Consider the following 17,703-nt stretch of genomic DNA (forward strand, 5'->3'; position numbering starts at 1 on the left):
GTTGGCGTCTGCCCGATGAACGACGGCGTCGCAAGGACCGTGTCTGCGCAGCGGTTGCAGCTGGTTCCCATGTCTCTATTGAATGAGACTCCCCATTGACATAATCTGCTAAAGAAATTACTCTGTAATTCAGAGCTTAAAGGGAGAGTGACTCATGACGACGGTTATTCAGGTGGATCAGCTGCGTAAGCAGTACGGCGCCAAGGTTGCGCTGGACGGTATTTCACTGGAGATTCACAAAGGCGAAATATTCGGCATCGTCGGCCCCAACGGTGCGGGCAAAACAACGCTAATCGAAATTATCGAAGGGCTGCGGCTGGCGGACAGCGGGACGGCGCTGGTGCTCGGCATGGATATCCGCAAGCAGGCGGAAGCCATCAAGCAGCGGATTGGCGTGCTGCTGCAGTCGACCTCGATTCCGGGGAAGGCGAAGGTGAAAGAGGTGCTCAGCCTGTTCGCTTCTTTCTATGAGAGGACGGCGGATGTGAGCGAGATCTCCCGCATATTCGGGCTGGCCGACAAGCAGAACGCTTATTTCAAGTCGCTGTCCGGCGGATGGAAGCAGCGCGTCTCGCTGGCGTTGTCCCTGATCAACGATCCGGATATCGTATTCCTCGATGAGCCAAGCATGGGTCTTGATCCGAATGCGCGCAGCGAGATGTGGGATACGATCAAGCGTCTGCGGGACGAGGGACGGACGATCGTCGTGACGACGCACTATATGGAGGAGGCCGAGGTGCTCTGCGACCGGGTTGCGATTATCGACAGCGGACGTCTGATTGCATTGGATGCGCCTAAGCAGCTTATCTCAATGCTGGGCGGAGTGAAGCGAATCAGCTTCAGCAGATCGGACGCGATCCGGAAGGAAAGTCTGTCCGCACTGACGAATGTGGTCAGCATCGAATGGGAGCCTACCGTGGTCAGGCTGCATTCTACGGATCTGGACCAGACGCTGAAGGAGCTGTTTCAGCTGGCGGAGGGCGAGGATTGGATGGTACGCGGGCTGAAGCTGGAGGAAGCGTCGATGAACGATGTGTTTAATCAATTGACTCTGCAGCAAGAGGTGGGAATCGGATGAATGCCTATTTAAAACTGATTTCGTTTGATTTGCGCATGTATTTGCGCGATTGGATTACAATATTCTGGGTCCTCATTTATCCCGTTCTTATGCTGCTCATCTTCGGCTCCATGTACGGGGATCAGCCCGGCAGCGCGCCCGGCAGCCGCTACATCGATTATTACGTTCCGGCGCTGTGCGTCATGAACGTGATGTCGGTCTCTGTATTCACGCTAAATATTAATATGATTACGCTTCGGGAAAGCGGCACACTGCGGCGCTTTCGCGTGACGCCGATCCGCAAATCGGCGGTGCTTACCTCCCATGCGGTTCAAGGGCTGCTGCTGGTTCTTGCCGGAGCCGCGGAAGTGATTATCGTCGGGAAGCTGGTCTGGGATATTCAAATCACGGTTCAAGGGCTGCTGCTGCTGATCTGCAGCATCTTGATCGGGTGCATCGGATTCTTCAGTCTTGGATTTGCGTTGTCAGGGCTTACGAGTACGCCTGGCGCCGCGAGCGGGCTCGCCATGGCCATCTTCTTCCCGATGCTGTTCCTATCCGGAATCTCCATGCCGCTGGAATATTTGCCGAAAGTAATGCAGGCATTAAGCGATTGGATTCCGATGACGTACTATGTGGAGATGGCGCAAGGGGTATGGCAGGGCCATTCGTTGTTAAACTATGGTCAAGGGCTGGTGGTGCTTGCGATCTTCGCAGCCGTATGCATCGCGCTTGCTTTACGGTTGTTCCGGTGGGAAAATCGGTAATCAGGCTCATCAGGTGAACACAGGAGTGGTGCAATTGAGAGAGAATGATAACGACTTATCCAGATCGCCGGTATCGAATGGACGGATAAAGGCGCAGCAGGAGCCGCGGCAGCAAGCATTGAAGGACATTGAATTTATAAAACAGCTGATGGCCAAGAATCAGCGGAAGCTCGATCAATCTTCTCCGTATTTATATATATGGGGCGCCAACCTGATGGTGGGGTATATCGGGATGCAGTTCAATCTCACGCTGTGGCCCGCCTGGTATTGGCCAATCGGGGCCGTCGTTGGCATGGTGCTGTCAGCCATAGTCGGAATTCGACAATCCCGCAGCGGCAACGTGCAGGAGGGCGGCTCATACGGATGGATGTTCTGGGTGCCGTTCCTGTTTATGATGATAACCGGTGTGTTTATGATGGCGACAAAGATCGTTCGCGCTGAGGATTTATCGGTGTTCTGGTTCCTTCTGCTGGGGATGGCGTATGCTTCCCTGGGCGCGCTGGTAGGAAGAGGACCGGTTATGCTCGGATTATGGTGTATCCTGCTGGCGATGGTTACCGGCTTGTTCTTCCAGGAGTATCAGTTCCTCATCTTAGGGCTGCTGGGTGGGGGAGGTAACATTGCTGCAGGATGGATCCTGCACCGTCGGAGTAAGCGGCATGGCTGAGAATATTTTTGATGCCATCGACGAGACGATACACGCTAAAGCGCGCCTTGGCATTATGAGTCTGCTGGCCGTCCATCAACAGTGCGACTTTGGTTTTCTGCGCAATGAGCTCGGGCTGACGGAGGGCAATCTGGGCAGCCATATACGAGTGCTGGAGCAGGCAGGCTATATTGATGTGGTCAAGACGTTTGCCGGCAAGCGGCCCAGAACCATCTGCAGCGCGACCGAGCTGGGAATGAGCATGTTTCAACGTTACATCGAAGGCCTGGAAAAAATCATCCGGATGGCCCAGCTGCCCGGCAAGCGGGGCTAGCGGCAATAGCTGCAATGGCTGCAAGAGCATCGTTAACGCGACTTCCGTTGAAGGGGGCGGGTGAGGCTCCTGCAGCTTTTTCATCGTATACCTTGGATAAGCTTCACATCCACTCCTTTCGTAAACGAACATCCCCGTCAAAGATGAAGCAAACCGTTTCTTCTTGGCTCAAGCTGCTGCCCGCATATATGCCTGGTTAAAGTTAAGAAAAGATTAAGGATTTCGACGGATTTCACTTAAGAACTCCCTTGTAAACTTGATCTCAATTACGGATATCAGAAAAGAGGCATGTAAGATGGCGGATGCATTCAGGAAGATTCGCTTCAAGTTTCTTTATGTGTGCGCGGGCAGCGCTCTGCTCAGCAGCCTGATCATGTATGCTCTCTATCGAACGGGTGCATACGTCTACGCTTCGGCAGATCTTCCGGGGAAGGCGCTGTACGTGCAGCTTGTGAACGGGGTGATTAATCATATCGGCAGAATCCCTGCGGGACTGCTGGGCGGGGGACTGCTGTTCCTGCTCTTCTTCTATTACCGCTCAGCCAAAATTAAAGACGATGTGATGCGGCTATTGAGCCAATCAACGATTGCCCGGCACGGCGAAGAGCCTCATCCTCAGAAGGAAGAGAGCTGACCCATGGGCTTGAGAAGAGTCGGTTATACGGTATTTGATCTGGCTGTGGCCGGCGCGTTAATCGCGCTGGCTGCCGCTTTGTATGCCCATATTGCCGGGGAAGCCGTCGCGCAGCAGCATGCCGGTAAGCTCCGCGTCGGCAGCAATAGCATCATTACCGACCGGCATGGCAGCGAAATTGCGGTAATGGCCGGGGCGGATACCGGCTTCCGAGAGGAAGCAAAGCTGTCCGAGATGCCGAGGCTGCTGCTGGATGCCTTCGTAGCGACCGAAGACCGCCGGTTCTACCGGCACGAAGGCATCGATTGGATCGGAATCGCCAGAGCCATTCGCAGCAATCTGTCGGAGGGGCACTTGTCCCAAGGCGGCAGCAGCATTACGCAGCAGCTCGCCAGAACGGTATTTCTGGACAACCGCAAGAGCTTTATTCGTAAGCTTAACGAAGCGGGCATTGCGATGGCATTGGAGAGAAGCCTGTCGAAGGAGAGGCTGCTGGAGCTATATCTCAACCATATTTATTTCGGCCGGCAGCAGGTCGGGGTCAAAGCGGCGGCTCGGCGGTATTTTGGCATAAGCGATCTGCACCAGCTGCAGCTTTGGCAGATTGCGACATTGGCGGCCATACCGAAGGCGCCTTCCCGTTACAACCCGGTCGATAACTACGCGAAGAGCAAGGAGAGGCGGAAGGTCGTGCTTGCCTTGATGCATGAGCAGGGGCTGATCAGCCGCCAGCAGCAGCTGGAAGCGGCTGCGGTGGATTACGTTCCTCCGCAGTCAAGCGGCCGAATCAACCGTTATGCGGCCTATACCGATTATGTGATCCGGGAGGCCGCCGATCTAACAGGGATTTCGCAAGATGAACTGCTTACCGGCGGCTATACGATCGAAACGGGATTGGACCAGAATGCTCAGCAGGCGGCGGAAGAGGCATTCGCCGACAAGAAGCATTTTCCTAAGGACGGGAAGGATCAGATCGTACAGGGCAGCGCGGTTGTTCTGGATCATCGCACCGGGGAGCTTCGGGCGCTGGTGGGAGGCCGGAATTACGCGGCTGGCGATTATAATCGGGCGGACCGTATGCTGCGGCAGCCCGGTTCGGCATTCAAGCCGATCATCGTTTATGGTCCTGCGCTGGAGACGGGGAAGTTCAGAGCGGACACGATCCTCCCGGATAAGAAGATGACCTATCGTTCGTATCAGCCGGAGAACGGGGGAGGCGTGTACCGCGGCTCCGTCACGATGGCGGAGGCGGTGCGGTTATCCATCAATTCGCCGGCTGTGTGGCTGCTTCATGAAGTGGGGCTATCCAAGGCGATGCGGTTTGCCGGGGCGCTGGGGATCGAACTCGGGGACCGGGATGAGAGCTTGGGCTTGGCGCTCGGGGGACTGCACCAGGGCGTCTCGCCGCTTGCGATGGCGCAGGCCTACGGGGCATTCGCCAATAGCGGTGTGCTCGTTCAAGCCCATGCGGTCCGCATGATTAAGGATTCGCATGGACGGGTCGTGTATGAGCATCCCTTGCGTGCCAAGCAGGTTATGTCCCAGGGGACGGCTGCGTCCATGACGGCTATGCTTCGAAGCGCGGTGGAAACCGGGACCGGGAAGCAGGCGAAGCTTCCGGGCAGATGGGTCGCGGGCAAGACGGGCACGACTCAGCTTGGGCTTAGCGGCGTGACGGAGAAGGCTAACCGGGACCTCTGGTTCGCAGGCTATACCTCCGAATTGACCGCTGCGGTATGGATGGGCTTCGACCAGAGCAACCGTGACAATTATTTGACGGATTCCAGCGCTGTGGCGGCCCGGATGTTCGCTGCAATCATGCGTGGAACCCGGTAGCTCGCACCGCGCGCTGCTCCCGGCGCGCGGTGTTGCGATGGACGCGGTGCGCGGCGAGGCGGCTGATTGACCGCATATCGGTATTTTTTTCACTTGGAAGGCGGCTAGGCTGTTTTGGCTTGACGATATACAATAGAGAGAGTGTCGCAATAGGCGAACGAGAGGCCGGGATGGCCGATAGAAGAACGAGTAAGGGAAGGGACAGCATAATGAGTCACGAAACCATCCTGTTGGTGGACGATGAGCCGGAAATTATCCAATTGATGAAAATTTATTTACTGAACGAGGGCTATACCTTGCATACGGCGAGCAGCGGTGTAGAAGCACTTAGCATTCTGGACAAGGAAGCGGTCGATCTGATCGTGATGGATATCATGATGCCGGAGATGGACGGCTTCGACGCTTGCATGAAGATCAGGGAGTGCAACCAGATGCCGATTATTTTTCTGTCCGCCAAAGGACAGGAGGTCGATAAAATCAAAGGGCTGAGCATCGGAGCCGACGATTACGTCACCAAGCCGTTCAGCCCGCTGGAGCTGGTCGCGCGGATCAAATCCCATTTGCGCCGGTATCACAAATATGCGCCATCGGACCGAACGCAGGGCGAAGATATCGTGGAGATCGACGATTTGGTCATTAATGTCTCGACGCATGAGGTGACGGTCGACGAGCGGCCGGTCAAACTAACGCCACGCGAGTTCGCGATCCTGCTGCTGCTTGCTCGGAATCAAGGGATCGTAATGAGCATGGAGCATATCTACGAGAAGATTTGGAAGGATACGTTCATGGATTCGAACAACACCGTAATGGTGCATATCCGCAAAATACGCGAAAAAATCGAGATGGATCCCCGAAAGCCGCGATATATTAAGACCGTCTGGGGCGTCGGGTACAAAATCGATAAGTTATCTTAGGTTGCGGAAGGGGTTTTAGGTTTTGAATAGAAAACTGGCGCGCACCTTTCTGTGGAAAGTGCTGTTTGCCTTCTTGGCCAGCTTGTCGGCGCTCGGTCTCGTGCTGCTGATCGGCTATTACGCGGCGGGACTGCTGCTGTACTTTGATCCGACTTCATCGTGGTTCTTAACCACCCTGCTGCGCTGGGTGATTCATAATATCGGGTCGATCCCGGTGATGTCGGTCACGGGCGTGATCTTGTTCTTGGTTCTCTTCTTTTACTTTTCGAGAAGCATCATCGCTTACATCGAGGAGATCACGTATGGCTTGCGGGAGATCGCGGACGGCAAGCTGACGCACCGGATTCCGGTGAAATCCGCGGACGAGCTCGGCGTCGTCGCGGATATTATCAACCATATGGCGGAGCGCTTGAGGCAATCGATCGAAGAGGAACGGAGCGCGGTAAAGGCCAAGAACGACCTGATCACCGGCGTATCCCACGATCTGCGGACGCCGCTTACGTCGATCATCGGCTTCCTGGAATATATGGAGAACGACCGGTGCCGGGATGAGGTGGAATACCGGTTCTACGTGAATATCGTCTACGGGAAAGCGCTCAGCTTGAAGAAGCTGATCGACGACTTGTTCGAATATACAAGGGTGACAAGTAATGAGATTCCGCTGCATTTCGAACGGCTGGATGTGGGCAGCGTCTTGCGCCAGCTGGCCGATGAATTCGTGCCGATGTTCGAGCGGGCGGGCATGACCTATCATATTAAAGCGGGAGCGGAGCCGCTCTACATTCAGGCCGATTCGGACGAGCTGGTCCGGGTGTATGAGAATTTATTCACGAATACGATCCGCTATGCAAAGGAAGGGAAACGGCTGGATATTGAGATCGCGTCCGACGAGCAGGATGTCGTCGTAACCTTCCGCAACTACGGAGCTCCGATACCGGCTATGGATTTGCCGTATGTATTCGAGCGGTTCTATCGCGTGGACAAGTCCCGCTCGAAGGATACGGGCGGAAGCGGGCTCGGGCTTGCCATCACCAAGAGCATCGTGGAGCTGCACGGCGGCACGATTACCGTCACGAGCAACAAGCGCCAGACGGAGTTCGTGACCCGCTTCCCGAAGGCGGACAAGGGCGAGGAGCCTTCGTAAGCTGGCGCGGCGGGTGATGCCGCCGCAGCAGTGCAGGGGGGCGGACTGTAACGCCGATAAACGGCGTTACAGCGCGGCCCACGCGGTTCACGCGAATGCCTGGGCTGGGCGTCTGTAACGCCCAAAAAGGGACTTACAGGAGCGTCGCAAGTTAGCGCTCCGTCTGTAAGACCGAAAAACGGCGTTACAGCGCATACCGCGCGGCCCGAGACGGAGCTTGGGCGTCTGTAACGCCCAAAAAGGGTCTTACAGGAGCGCCGCAAGTTAGCGCTCCGTCTGTAAGACCGAAAAACGGCTACAGCGCGCCCCGCCCGGCCCGAGACGGCACCTGGGCGCCTGGGCGCCTGTAACGCCCAAAAAGGGTCTTACAGGAGCGCCGCAAGTTAGCGCTCCGTCTGTAAGACCGAAAAACGGCGTTACAGCGCATACCGCGCAGCCCGAGACGGTGCCTGGGCGCCTGGGAGCCTGTAACGCCCAAAAAGGGTCTTACAGGAGCGCCGCTGCAGCTAGACTAGAAAGTGGACACACTGTAGTAGCGACCTGTTACAATAAAACTAACAATAAGGGTCGAGGTGTGTCATGGGAGATATTCGCCAACATTTTGATGATGAGTTCAAACGTCAAACCGTAAAGCACATGCAAGAAACAGGGAAATCCCCGTCTGAAGTTTCAAAGGAGCTGGATATCCCGGTAAGTACCATCCGCGCCTGGAGAAAGAAGTTTGCCGATACTGGGGAGAAGTCCCAGTTATTCGTCGACTACGAGCGTTTGAATAAACTTGAACAAATGAATCGCGAGTTGCAAGAAGAGAATGAAATCCTAAAAAAGGCAATGCACTTCTTCACGAAAAACCGAGACTGATTTACTCATTTATTCATAAACACCGCTTCCAGTTTCGTGTTGAGAAGATGTGCAGTGTCATGAATGTATCCCGAAGCGGTTATTACAAGTGGGTCACGCGAAAACCAAGCGAGCAGGAGAAACGCCGTCAGAAGCTGAAGAAACGCATCAGGCACCACTTCGATGGCTTCAAGCAACGTTATGGGAGCGATAAGATCGCTGAAAAGCTGCGCGAAGAAGGCTGGACAGTCTCCACCAAAACGGTGAGTCGTTACATGAAGGACATGGGACTTCGCTCGATTACAGTGAAGAAGCAAAAAGCAACAACGAACTCGAAGCACAACATGGCGGTGTTTGAAAACGTGCTGAATCGTGCGTTTAAACCGGATGCACCCAATCGAGTTTGGGTAGCCGACATCACCTACATTGCCACGCGGCAAGGCTGGGTATATCTAGCGAGTATTATGGATCTTTACTCTCGCAAGATCGTGGGCTGGTCACTTGGCGAACGCATGACCAAGGAGCTGGTGCTAGACGCCTTTGACAAGGCTGTCTTACATCGAAAGCCGCCGAAAGGGTTAATCCACCACTCGGACCGAGGTTCACAGTATGCCTCGACGGAATACTGCGAGCGACTGGCGGCGAATGAGATGATTGGAAGCATGAGTCGAAAAGGAAATTGTTACGATAACGCCTGCATCGAGGCCTTTCACAGTGTCCTTAAGAAAGAACTCATCTACCAAACCACCTTCAAGACCCGCAAGCAAGCATACGATGCGATTTACGAGTACATTGAACTCGAGTACAACCGTATCCGGATCCATTCGTCCATTCACTACCTGACCCCGCATCAGTCCGAGAAAAGGTACTATGAGCAACTCCAGATCGCTTAAAAACTGTGTCCACTTTCTTGACAGAGATACACCGCAAGTTAGCGCTCCGTCTGTAAGACCGAAAAACGGCGTTACAGCGCCCCCGCACGCCCCGCGCGAACGCCCTCCTGTGCGGAGCGCCTTCGCCCAGGCCTAGTCCGCGACTAGGCCTGAGCCATCTTTTTTAAGAAAATGATAAGAATAATAGAGTCAAATGATTAAGGACTCCCGCGTACAGTAATAATATCTAGTACATGTACTTACGAATGGGGGAAACCTATCATGCTGCAGGGAGCTTTTCTTGTCGGTAGTAGTTTGTTTCTAGGCTGCGTGCTTTATTGCGCGGATAAGAAGGTCATTCGGGGCCGGTTCGTCATTCTATGGATTACGATCGGCCTTGTTAACGTTGGCGCGGCGATTATGCCGTTATTGGCTTCCGTGATCTAGAGAGGCTGTTAAGTGATATCATCAGCATCGCAATCAAGAGGAAAGCGGGATACAACTTCATATAATGGCTGACGCTGCAGTCGGCTCCGGTACAGCACGATATCGTTAACGGCCCAGCGGAGCGGAGCGCCGTCTTCCGTAAGGGGTATTCTGCAGCTTTCCAGCATGGATGGCTCGAAAGGAACAGGACTCCTGTAATCGCGGGCCAGCGTCAGATGGGGATGGTAGGGGCGGTTCTCTGGCTCGTATCCGAGTGGAGCAAGTCTGCTTAAGATCCGCTTGTTCAGTTGATGCAGCGCATCAAGCTCGCCGCCGATTCCGGCCCATAGGACGGAGGGCTTGTCAGGGCGTCCGAAAGTGCCGGGTGATTCTATGGCAAGCGAAAAAGGCTCCGTTGAGCATGCAGCATGTCGAACCGCCTGCTCGATTGCCGCGATACGCTCGCCTGGGGTGTCGCCCAGAAAATGCAGCGTAATATGAAGATCGTCGGGATGAGCCCATTTCTTGAACGGCAGCTCCCGTACTTTAGTGTCGCACCATACAGACACGGCGGCTTTGAATTCGGCTGACAATGGAACGGCGACAAACAGACGTTGGGTTGCATCGGACGTTATAGACAGAATAGACACGCTCCTTCTTCTCGCATCGTGCAGTGCTGGCGAACGGAATCAATTAACTCTATTTTACCCCATTCCTGTTTGTCATATCATGGGACAGTGCTGCCTGTGCAACTGTGACAATGAACGGCTGCATTACGCTCCGCCCTAACCGATTTAATTAGAGACTAGAGCCTGAAACGCTTGCGGCATGGAAAAAGAAGCGAGCGCCCTGGAATTCGGCACGCGGCATGCGGCAGCTGGATGCAGCTCCACATCAATTCATAGTTGACAGATATGAATACTTATTATATACTCAGTTCATCAACAGTCCGGCATGCGGACCACGGTCTTGACCGATGAGAAGGAGGCCGTTATACCGATACTTCCGCAAGGAAGATTGTACATGGCGGCTTCCTCCGCATTCCGCATCTATGAAGCATAACCCCCAACAACCTCAAGAGACACGCGTTTAAGCGCGATCTTCTCATACACAGCGACACAATAGGCAGGATGGACGACTGGATAACCGGAGATATTCCCCCATTCCTTAACACGGAGCGGCGGGAGGTCTCTTTTTATTTATAGATCCGATTCATGGAAGGTGATAAGTATGCCGAGAGCAGTGATTATCTCAGGAAGCCCGAAGGCCCATTAGCTCGTGATAGACAAGGGTGAAGCAGATGGCGCACCTCACTTCGCCTTATCGGTCTAGAAGCTTCCCAGCCTAGCTCGCACTAAAGCCCGAAGCTGCTGCTGGATGAGCCGCTTGGCGCGCTGGATGCGCTGACCAGGATCGAGATGCAGCAGCTCATCGAACGGCTGTGGCGGGAGCGAGGGATTACCGCAGTGCTGGTCACGCACGACGTCAGCGAAGCCGTAACGTTGGCTGACTGGGTTATTTCTCGTGGAGCAAGGCGGGATTACGCTGGATACCGGCATCGCGCTGGCACGCCCGCGAGAGCATGACAGCGGCTTTGCCCGCTACAAGAAGCTTATTCTCGACCGCGTCCTGACGACGCGGGCAGATGCAGAGAGTCCGTACGCCAGCTATACCATCTAAGCCGTTTTCAAGGGACTCCATCTTCGATAAAAATGACCAAGAAGGCCGCGCCGATCATTCGGGCGGCCTCTTCGCCATGGTTGCTTCTTAAGCATACCGACCGTATTAAATGCGTCCATAATGAAGCCGGAACGTAGAACATACAGTGAGCCGACGATCGGATGGGTATGGATAAGACGATAAAAAAGATCAAAACAGACGAAAACAGGCCTGTTATGCTTATAACAAGCCGAAACAAGCGGAGGGGAGAGCGGAAGTGAGCTACAGCCAATACGTCAGCATGGTCCGCAAGTCCCTCGATTATATCGAGCGGCACATGACCGAGCGGATCACAGTGAAGGAGCTATCGAAGCAGGCCGTATTTTCCAGCGCCCATTTTTACCGCATCTTCAACACCATGGTGGGATTTACGGTCGCGGACTATACGCGCCGGAGAAGATTGACGCGTGCCGCGCTGGATCTTATTTATACGGACAAGCGGATACTCGATATCGCGCTTCAGTACCGCTTTCAGTCTCAAGAAGCATTCACCCGGGCGTTCAAAAAAATGTTTGCCATGGCGCCCGGTGAATACCGGAAGTATTCGGCAACCTTAATTCGCGAAGGAGGAACCCGCATGTTCATGAAATCAGTACCCCAAGGCTGGACCGTAACCGGACAGAATATCGAAGAATACGAGGTGACTGCCGATCGTGGGGTCGTGCATCAAGGCCGCGCTGCCGGACGCTTGCGTTCGAAGACGGGCAGCAGCCTAGGTTTCGTTACTTTAATGCAGATGTTCAAGGCCCAGGAATATAGAAGCAAGCGGCTCAAATGCACGGCATTCGTCAAATCGGATCAAGTGAGCGGGTGGGCGGGCTTGTGGATGCGTATCGATCATGAGAACGGAGACATGCTGCGCTTCGATAATATGGGGAACCGTCCGATCAAAGGAACGCTGGATTGGAATCAGTATGAAGTGATCCTGGATGTTCCCGCTGAGAGCGGCGCGATAGCATTCGGCGTTCTGCTCCATGGAGGCGGAAGCGTATGGGTGGACGGCTTCCGGTTCGACATCGTAGATGAACGGGTGCCGACCACGGACAGCGAGGCTGAAGAGTCCCTCCCGCTGCATCCGGTGAATTTGGATTTTGAAGAAGCCTAAGGTGAGATGCGGCAAGGAAGAAGAAGAGGAATCCGATCGCCCGGATTCCTCTTCTTCTTTGCCGCTAACGTCTATGTATAGACACAGCTGACCGTTACAGCACGGCTAGATAAGCACGCGAGACATGAAACAGACGGTCCACATCCTCCTGAGAGCCAGTGCCGTATTTGCAGCCCAAGTGCTTGCTGAGTATCGTCGGCCGCGTCTGAATGTCCGATTCGTATCCGCCCGGCGGATAATTGTCGCGATAAAATTCCTGTAAGCCGGCGTCAGGGAGAATGCCTGAGCCGATGGCAATGGGGTAGGAGACCTTGTCTTGAGCCATCCCCGCCAGCTGCCGCATCTGCAGCCGGGCGCCCAATTCCGATAGCGTCCGCGCCGCCAGCTCGAGTTGAGACGCTTCCCATGACAAGTGAGGGGAGCTGAGCATCGCCAGCGCATCTTGAATCGGCATCCTTCTTAGCGTAAACAGAAAAGAAGCCCAATGCATGAAATCGAATCGGGGGCTGCCGACCGACATGATGCCCTCGCCCCAGCCGCTTTGACCGCCGCAAGTGATCTTTAGCAGGCCGTAGCGGCAGTTCTCGAGCTCGCCTCTCTCTTGATGATAGCAGCGCTGAATATCGAATTGAAACAGCTCAATCCCATACAATCGATCGTCCATCAGGTCATTCTCTCCTCATTCTTGTATACCCGGGTCAATGCCAGTCCGGGTGGTAGCATATTCCGAATGATACGCTACCGTGCAAGGTTTGTAAAATAACTTTGCCGTTGATTTAAGCCAATTAAAGGCGATTAATGCGGATGGAAGGGGGAAAAAGAAGGTTTATCTCGACCGCAGCGGGACCGTTCTCCCTCAGGCGCAGCTTAATTCAATAAGTTGACATAATAAGAAAATAAGAGAATGACCGAGATATTGAGAGAAATCGAAAGAAAGCAATCGTAGAGATGGAAAATTCCAATAAGAATCATTTAACCGCATCTTTACAACGATATTCGCCGGGCGTACGATACGAGTATTGAGTATCCATCAATAAATGATAAGTTTCAAATCGCTGAGTTTCCGTACAGGGAAACGGGGGAACCGATACAGTGGGAATGGCCGTGGCGGCACGGCCGATTCTCATGAGGGGTGAATTCCGAAGATGCGCATATGCAGCGTGCGTCTTCGGATAGGGCGACTCTCGCGCCCGAATCCGTCAGCTAACCTCGTAAGCGTATGAAGAGAGGCGGACAGAATATGAATAGTCGTGAAGCGATACTTGTATCGGCGCCTAATGCGGCCGGTGAAGCGTTTATTAAGCTGCTGCAATGCAGGGGAATTCCGTTTGTGGCGATCGTCAATAATCGCAATGAATATGATCGCATGCTGGAGCTTGGGGTGTCGCAGATCGTAACGGTAAACACGAACGAGGAGAAAACGTGGATCGTACCGGAAATAGCGATCGGGAGCATCTACCTATTCGAGAAAAGCCTGAATTTATGCTGCCGCTACCTTCAAATTTGCCGGAGCTGGACATCGGATCCGGTCTACGTCGTTACGCACAGCATGCAGCCGCGGCTCGTCTACAAAGGGCTCGGCGCGAATTACATCATCCACTCGCATGGCCGAGATTTATCTCTGCTATTATCGAAGAGTTAGATCATCCAGACGCTCAATGAAATAACCCGGCCAAGCGATGGCCGGGTTTTCTAGTATACTCAACTATTATTTGAAGTCGTCGCCCGCCAAGTAATTGTGGAAAGGACGGTCGACCCAGAATGTGTACGTACTGATTTTGACCTCCGGATCCAGTTTCTTGAAGCCGGCGACGATCGCCTCCGAATCCTTATTCAGCGAGAACGACTGCGCGTAATACGATCCGCTGCCGGTAATCTTGTTGTTGGTAATGACGTCGTATTCCTTCAGCTCGGTAAGCGAGTAGTACAGCGGCTGCCACCAGGAGCCGGCGATGAGTCCGGATACGTCGTCGCTGTTCTTCTTCGCATATTTCAGAACAATTGGCTGGAACCGCTCTTTATCGGCCGCGCTCTTGAATTCGAAGGCGATGTCATACTCTCTCGCAGAAGCGATATAATTGCCGTTCGCCAGCTTCTTGTATTGGTAGTCGCTGGACGGCGTCGGCTCGCCCCATTCGCGAAGATGAACGAAGGCTGACGTCTTGGGCTCGAACTGTACGTTAGCTTCGATGCCTTCGCTGCGGAGCAGCCCGATCAATTGAATGGCATGCTTCAGATCGGAATGGCCGTAGGTGATCGTCAGCGAGTCCACGAAATTGGGGTCGTAACGGCTGTCCTTCAAGTTGTAGCCGGTGACAAGCCCTTGCTCCAATGCGCCGTTCACGACCGCTTCCAGCTCAGGCGCCGCGATGATGTCGGAGGTCCGGTACGCATCGGTTAGCTTGGCATAAATCGCGGGATCCGAGGTCGCTGCGATAAAATGTTTGTATTGCCCCTTGGCTTCCAGCACACGGCCGAGCAGCTGCTCGGCAAATGCCTTCGAGGCGGGCTTGTTCGGCTTCAGCTCCGCATAGAACGCCGGGTCGATAAGTCCCGCGTCTTTGGCGGCGGCGATTTCCTGAGCGGCCGTAAGCGATGTGAAATCCTCGATGCGCAGGGCAATCGCGGACAGGGATTGTGCGACCTTCTCCTTCGGATAGGAGTAGGCCAGCTCCTTCAGATCCGCCGCTTTAACGGCAATAAAGACAGCCTGCAGAGAGGTGAGCGGCTGGTCCGCAGCAACGCTTGAAGAGGTAAGAATGCCTTGCTGGAACAGCGTGGCAGCCGCCGTATAGGACGGGCTGGAAGGCTTCAGGTCGCTGAAGGCAACCTCCGCTTTCCCGCCATCCGGCGGAAAGACCAGCATGCGCGCAACCGCTTGGATGAAGTCCCCACGCGTTGGCGAATCCTTCAATTGAACGCCGAACTTCTCCTGAAGAAACAGCGCATATTCATTCGTCGTCTGATCAAGCACAGCGGAAGAGACGGATGGTTGTCCGGCAGCGCCCAATACGGCCGGAGCCGGCGCTGCGAGCAGCAGGGAAACGGATAAAGCGGCTGCGAGCAGTCCTTTTGGCGCGGAAATCATTTTAAACATAAGCAGTCCCTCCATAAATGAAAATGTTCTAATTCCAAGTGAATATGTATGAAATGATTAGTGAATTCTACCATCCATCAAATTATGCTGTCAATATATCAATTGAATGGTTGAATGGTTGAATGGATGCAATACCGCCGCACAAGCGGCAGCGTTCTCCCGGCAAACGGGGAAATCTGCATGACCGACTATGGCGAGGGATATACTGTATCAGAATTGCGAGGCTTTCAACATCAAGCGGAGGACGGAAATAATAAGATGAATACCTAGTTGACATACCCACCGGGGGTATTGTATATTTAATGCATGAGGTGAGCAACTTATGGTAACAGATCACGTCAGCGAACGAACCGAACCCGCTTGCTGCGACAGCTCTGATGCCGGTGCCGGTGTTAGAATGAGCCATCATACCGATAAGATGAAGAGCAATCTCGTTTCGCGGTTGAATCGGATTGAAGGGCAGATCAGAGGGGTAAAGGGGCTTATCGAGAAGGATACCTACTGCGATGACGTGCTCAACCAAATTTCCGCGATTCAATCCGCTCTTAACGGCGTAGGCAAGCTGCTGTTGGAAGGCCACATGAAGAGCTGTGTCATAGAGCGCATTCAATCGGGCGATCAAGAAGTCATCGACGAACTGCTCATAACAGTCAAGAAATTAATGAAATGATCAGGAGGATGATGAACAATGGAGAAGCAAACATTGAAGGTAGAAGGCATGTCCTGCGGGCATTGCGTAGCATCGGTTGAAGGAGCGGTCAAGAAGCTTGGCGCTTCCGCCAAGGTCGACCTGGCCGGCAAGCAGGTAGCCGTTGATTATGATTCTTCCAAAGTATCTCTTGATGCCATTAAAGAAGCGATCGAGGATCAAGGATACAGCGTAAAGTAACGGTTTGAACGCGAGCCAAGAATGGAGCCGGCCTTAAATAAGGCGGCTCCATTTTTGTACGTTATTGCGTAAACAAAAAGCCTCACTGCAGCTCATAGGCTGCAGTGAGGCTGTACTTCTGATTATTCCGATGGCATCCGTTTGCGCAGCTCTTCCATCTGCTCGGCAATCAGCTTTTCCTTCGCCGGATCGACAGGTGCGGCAGCCGGAGACGTCGTCCCGTAGGAAGGGTATGCCGACGAAGAAGCGTAAGGCTGGCCTTGTCCCGCAAGATCGAGGCGGGCTTCCCACTGCATGATTTTCTCTTCCATCCGCTGAAATCCGCGTGCAGCCAATCCGCCGTCGAGCGTATGATCGCTCGAGAAGCTTGGCATGGCGTTTCTCAATTTCGCTTGGGCTTGCTGTGCGCGATTAACCAGATCGTTGCGTTTCTTCTGCATGATCTCGAACTCGGCCTTAGCTGCCTCGAGCTTGCTTGCCAGCTCGGCGGAGCGGATAACGGCGCTGTTGTACCATTCCTGGTGAGCGGCGGCTTTCTCTGCGTGATGCAGCTTGACCGCCAAGGCTTCGCGGGCTTCGGCTTCACGGCCGGCATTCAACGCCTCGAACGCCTTCGTTTCGTATAGCGCGGCCATTCTTGCGCTTTCCTCGGACTGCAGCTTCAATCCTCTTACCGCCGCATCCTGCTTGACGATTTCCTGCTGCAATCCTTCAATCTCTTCCTGCATGTTGCGAACGTATTGATTCATCATCATAACCGGATCTTCCAGCTTCTCCAGCAGCTCATGCGCGGCAGCTTTCGTAATGTTCATCATTCTGTTTAAAATACTCATATTGGACATCTCCTCGATAGGTTATTTTTGTTCGTTGTGCATATCAATCCGTTGATCATCCAGCGATGGCGAAGGTTAATAGCGATAAGGATTGTCGGAGTAATACTCTTCTATTCCAGGCTCCTTCGGAACAACGACCGCGGCAATGATGTAGATCAACAATACCGTGCCAAGGCTGAAGAATCCGCCAAGGACCATTGCCAATCGGATGATCGTCGCATCGATACCGAAGTAAGCGGCCAATCCTCCGCACAAACCAGTCAGTTTGCTATCCGTTCTTGAGCGATATAATTTATTCATAACCACTCTCTCCTTTATATGCAGATGTTTGATTTGAATTTTCTCGGGTGCGTTCTCGCCCTTGCTTATGACTTTATTGTACAGGGGCACGATCGTTGTCGAAACGGTCCCGCGACTGTTCTTGACGCTAGGCTTAAGGCGGGGAATGGGTACGACCTCAGACCACGGGCGTAGATTTGGCGATTTGCAGCCCGTCCCATCAGCTCCAGAATCTTATTGACGAAGCCGCCATCGCCCTTCAGCAGAAACTGCCACATCATCCCTGCGGATGTGAGGGGAAGGATGGCCGG

18 protein-coding genes, 2 pseudogenes and 1 riboswitch are annotated in these 17,703 nt (G+C 53.8%); of the genes and pseudogenes, 15 read left to right on the plus strand and 5 right to left on the minus strand.

Annotated features, from left to right (window positions below; genetic code table 11):
- Positions 1-154: 154 nt before the first annotated feature.
- The 10 genes and pseudogenes from L1F29_RS02540 to L1F29_RS02590 all read left to right on the plus strand — a co-directional run bounded on the left by L1F29_RS02540 (position 155) and on the right by L1F29_RS02590 (position 9,491).
- Positions 155-1,078 (plus strand): ABC transporter ATP-binding protein, encoded by a 924-nt coding sequence (locus L1F29_RS02540; protein ID WP_258386839.1) that lies wholly within the window; start codon positions 155-157, stop codon positions 1,076-1,078.
- Positions 1,075-1,824: an ABC transporter permease gene (locus L1F29_RS02545; RefSeq protein ID WP_258386840.1), complete on the plus strand. Its 750-nt coding sequence runs from the start codon at positions 1,075-1,077 to the stop codon at positions 1,822-1,824. Before L1F29_RS02540 ends, L1F29_RS02545 begins: the two co-directional genes overlap by 4 nt.
- A 34-nt stretch (positions 1,825-1,858) precedes the next feature.
- Positions 1,859-2,491: a hypothetical protein gene (locus tag L1F29_RS02550; protein WP_258386841.1), complete on the plus strand. Its 633-nt coding sequence runs from the start codon at positions 1,859-1,861 to the stop codon at positions 2,489-2,491.
- Positions 2,484-2,804, plus strand: coding sequence for a winged helix-turn-helix domain-containing protein (locus L1F29_RS02555; protein ID WP_258386842.1), 321 nt, complete (start codon positions 2,484-2,486; stop codon positions 2,802-2,804). The genes L1F29_RS02550 and L1F29_RS02555 overlap by 8 nt, the downstream gene beginning before the upstream one ends.
- A gap of 295 nt (positions 2,805-3,099) precedes the next feature.
- Entirely contained in the window at positions 3,100-3,438 is a 339-nt protein-coding gene (locus tag L1F29_RS02560; protein WP_258386843.1) for a hypothetical protein, read from the plus strand.
- Positions 3,439-3,441: 3 nt separating this feature from the next.
- Entirely contained in the window at positions 3,442-5,274 is a 1,833-nt protein-coding gene (locus L1F29_RS02565; RefSeq protein WP_258386844.1) for a transglycosylase domain-containing protein, read from the plus strand.
- Positions 5,275-5,483: 209 nt separating this feature from the next.
- A complete protein-coding gene (locus L1F29_RS02570) occupies positions 5,484-6,188 on the plus strand; it encodes a response regulator transcription factor (protein ID WP_258386845.1) in 705 nt (234 codons plus the stop codon).
- A gap of 22 nt (positions 6,189-6,210) precedes the next feature.
- On the plus strand, positions 6,211-7,332 hold the full coding sequence (locus tag L1F29_RS02575; protein ID WP_258386846.1) for a sensor histidine kinase: 1,122 nt from the start codon (positions 6,211-6,213) through the stop codon (positions 7,330-7,332).
- Between the two features lie 579 nt (positions 7,333-7,911).
- Positions 7,912-9,065, plus strand: a pseudogene (locus L1F29_RS02585) (IS3 family transposase).
- A 261-nt stretch (positions 9,066-9,326) separates the two neighbouring features.
- On the plus strand, positions 9,327-9,491 hold the full coding sequence (locus L1F29_RS02590; protein ID WP_258386847.1) for a hypothetical protein: 165 nt from the start codon (positions 9,327-9,329) through the stop codon (positions 9,489-9,491).
- An 8-nt stretch (positions 9,492-9,499) separates the two neighbouring features.
- On the opposite strand, the gene thpR is transcribed toward L1F29_RS02590, so the two are convergent.
- Positions 9,500-10,120: an RNA 2',3'-cyclic phosphodiesterase gene (gene thpR / locus L1F29_RS02595; protein WP_258386848.1), complete on the minus strand. Its 621-nt coding sequence runs from the start codon at positions 10,118-10,120 to the stop codon at positions 9,500-9,502.
- A gap of 717 nt (positions 10,121-10,837) precedes the next feature.
- Here thpR and L1F29_RS02600 point away from each other — a divergent pair.
- Together L1F29_RS02600 and L1F29_RS02605 are read left to right on the plus strand one after the other, a co-directional pair.
- Positions 10,838-11,150, plus strand: a pseudogene (locus tag L1F29_RS02600) (P-loop NTPase family protein); the annotation flags it as partial.
- Positions 11,151-11,406: 256 nt separating this feature from the next.
- Complete coding sequence (locus L1F29_RS02605; RefSeq protein WP_258386849.1) at positions 11,407-12,294, plus strand: helix-turn-helix domain-containing protein; 888 nt, start codon at positions 11,407-11,409, stop codon at positions 12,292-12,294.
- A 94-nt stretch (positions 12,295-12,388) separates the two neighbouring features.
- Here the strand turns inward: L1F29_RS02605 and L1F29_RS02610 are convergent, their stop codons facing one another.
- The gene (locus L1F29_RS02610; RefSeq protein WP_258386850.1) at positions 12,389-12,958 is read right to left on the minus strand and encodes a hypothetical protein; all 570 of its coding nucleotides are present in this window, start codon (positions 12,956-12,958) and stop codon (positions 12,389-12,391) included.
- A gap of 379 nt (positions 12,959-13,337) precedes the next feature.
- Positions 13,338-13,528, plus strand: a riboswitch (cyclic di-AMP (ydaO/yuaA leader).
- A 6-nt stretch (positions 13,529-13,534) separates the two neighbouring features.
- Between L1F29_RS02610 and L1F29_RS02615 the strand changes: the two genes are divergently transcribed.
- A complete protein-coding gene (locus tag L1F29_RS02615; RefSeq protein ID WP_258386851.1) occupies positions 13,535-13,936 on the plus strand; it encodes a hypothetical protein in 402 nt (133 codons plus the stop codon).
- Positions 13,937-14,002: 66 nt separating this feature from the next.
- Here L1F29_RS02615 and L1F29_RS02620 read toward each other — a convergent pair whose 3' ends face one another.
- The gene (locus L1F29_RS02620) at positions 14,003-15,391 is read right to left on the minus strand and encodes a hypothetical protein (RefSeq protein ID WP_258386852.1); all 1,389 of its coding nucleotides are present in this window, start codon (positions 15,389-15,391) and stop codon (positions 14,003-14,005) included.
- Between the two features lie 397 nt (positions 15,392-15,788).
- Between L1F29_RS02620 and L1F29_RS02625 the strand changes: the two genes are divergently transcribed.
- Both L1F29_RS02625 and copZ read left to right on the plus strand, forming a co-directional pair.
- The gene (locus L1F29_RS02625) at positions 15,789-16,061 is read left to right on the plus strand and encodes a metal-sensitive transcriptional regulator (protein WP_258389581.1); all 273 of its coding nucleotides are present in this window, start codon (positions 15,789-15,791) and stop codon (positions 16,059-16,061) included.
- Between the two features lie 18 nt (positions 16,062-16,079).
- A complete protein-coding gene (gene copZ / locus L1F29_RS02630) occupies positions 16,080-16,280 on the plus strand; it encodes a copper chaperone CopZ (protein ID WP_258386853.1) in 201 nt (66 codons plus the stop codon).
- A 122-nt stretch (positions 16,281-16,402) separates the two neighbouring features.
- On the opposite strand, the gene L1F29_RS02635 is transcribed toward copZ, so the two are convergent.
- Complete coding sequence (locus L1F29_RS02635; protein WP_258386854.1) at positions 16,403-17,113, minus strand: PspA/IM30 family protein; 711 nt, start codon at positions 17,111-17,113, stop codon at positions 16,403-16,405.
- Positions 17,114-17,188: 75 nt separating this feature from the next.
- The gene (locus tag L1F29_RS02640; protein ID WP_258386855.1) at positions 17,189-17,413 is read right to left on the minus strand and encodes a PspC domain-containing protein; all 225 of its coding nucleotides are present in this window, start codon (positions 17,411-17,413) and stop codon (positions 17,189-17,191) included.
- Between the last annotated feature and the right edge of the window lie 290 nt (positions 17,414-17,703).

The sequence above is a fragment of the Paenibacillus spongiae genome, assembly GCF_024734895.1.
Lineage (GTDB): Bacteria > Bacillota > Bacilli > Paenibacillales > Paenibacillaceae > Paenibacillus_Z > Paenibacillus_Z spongiae.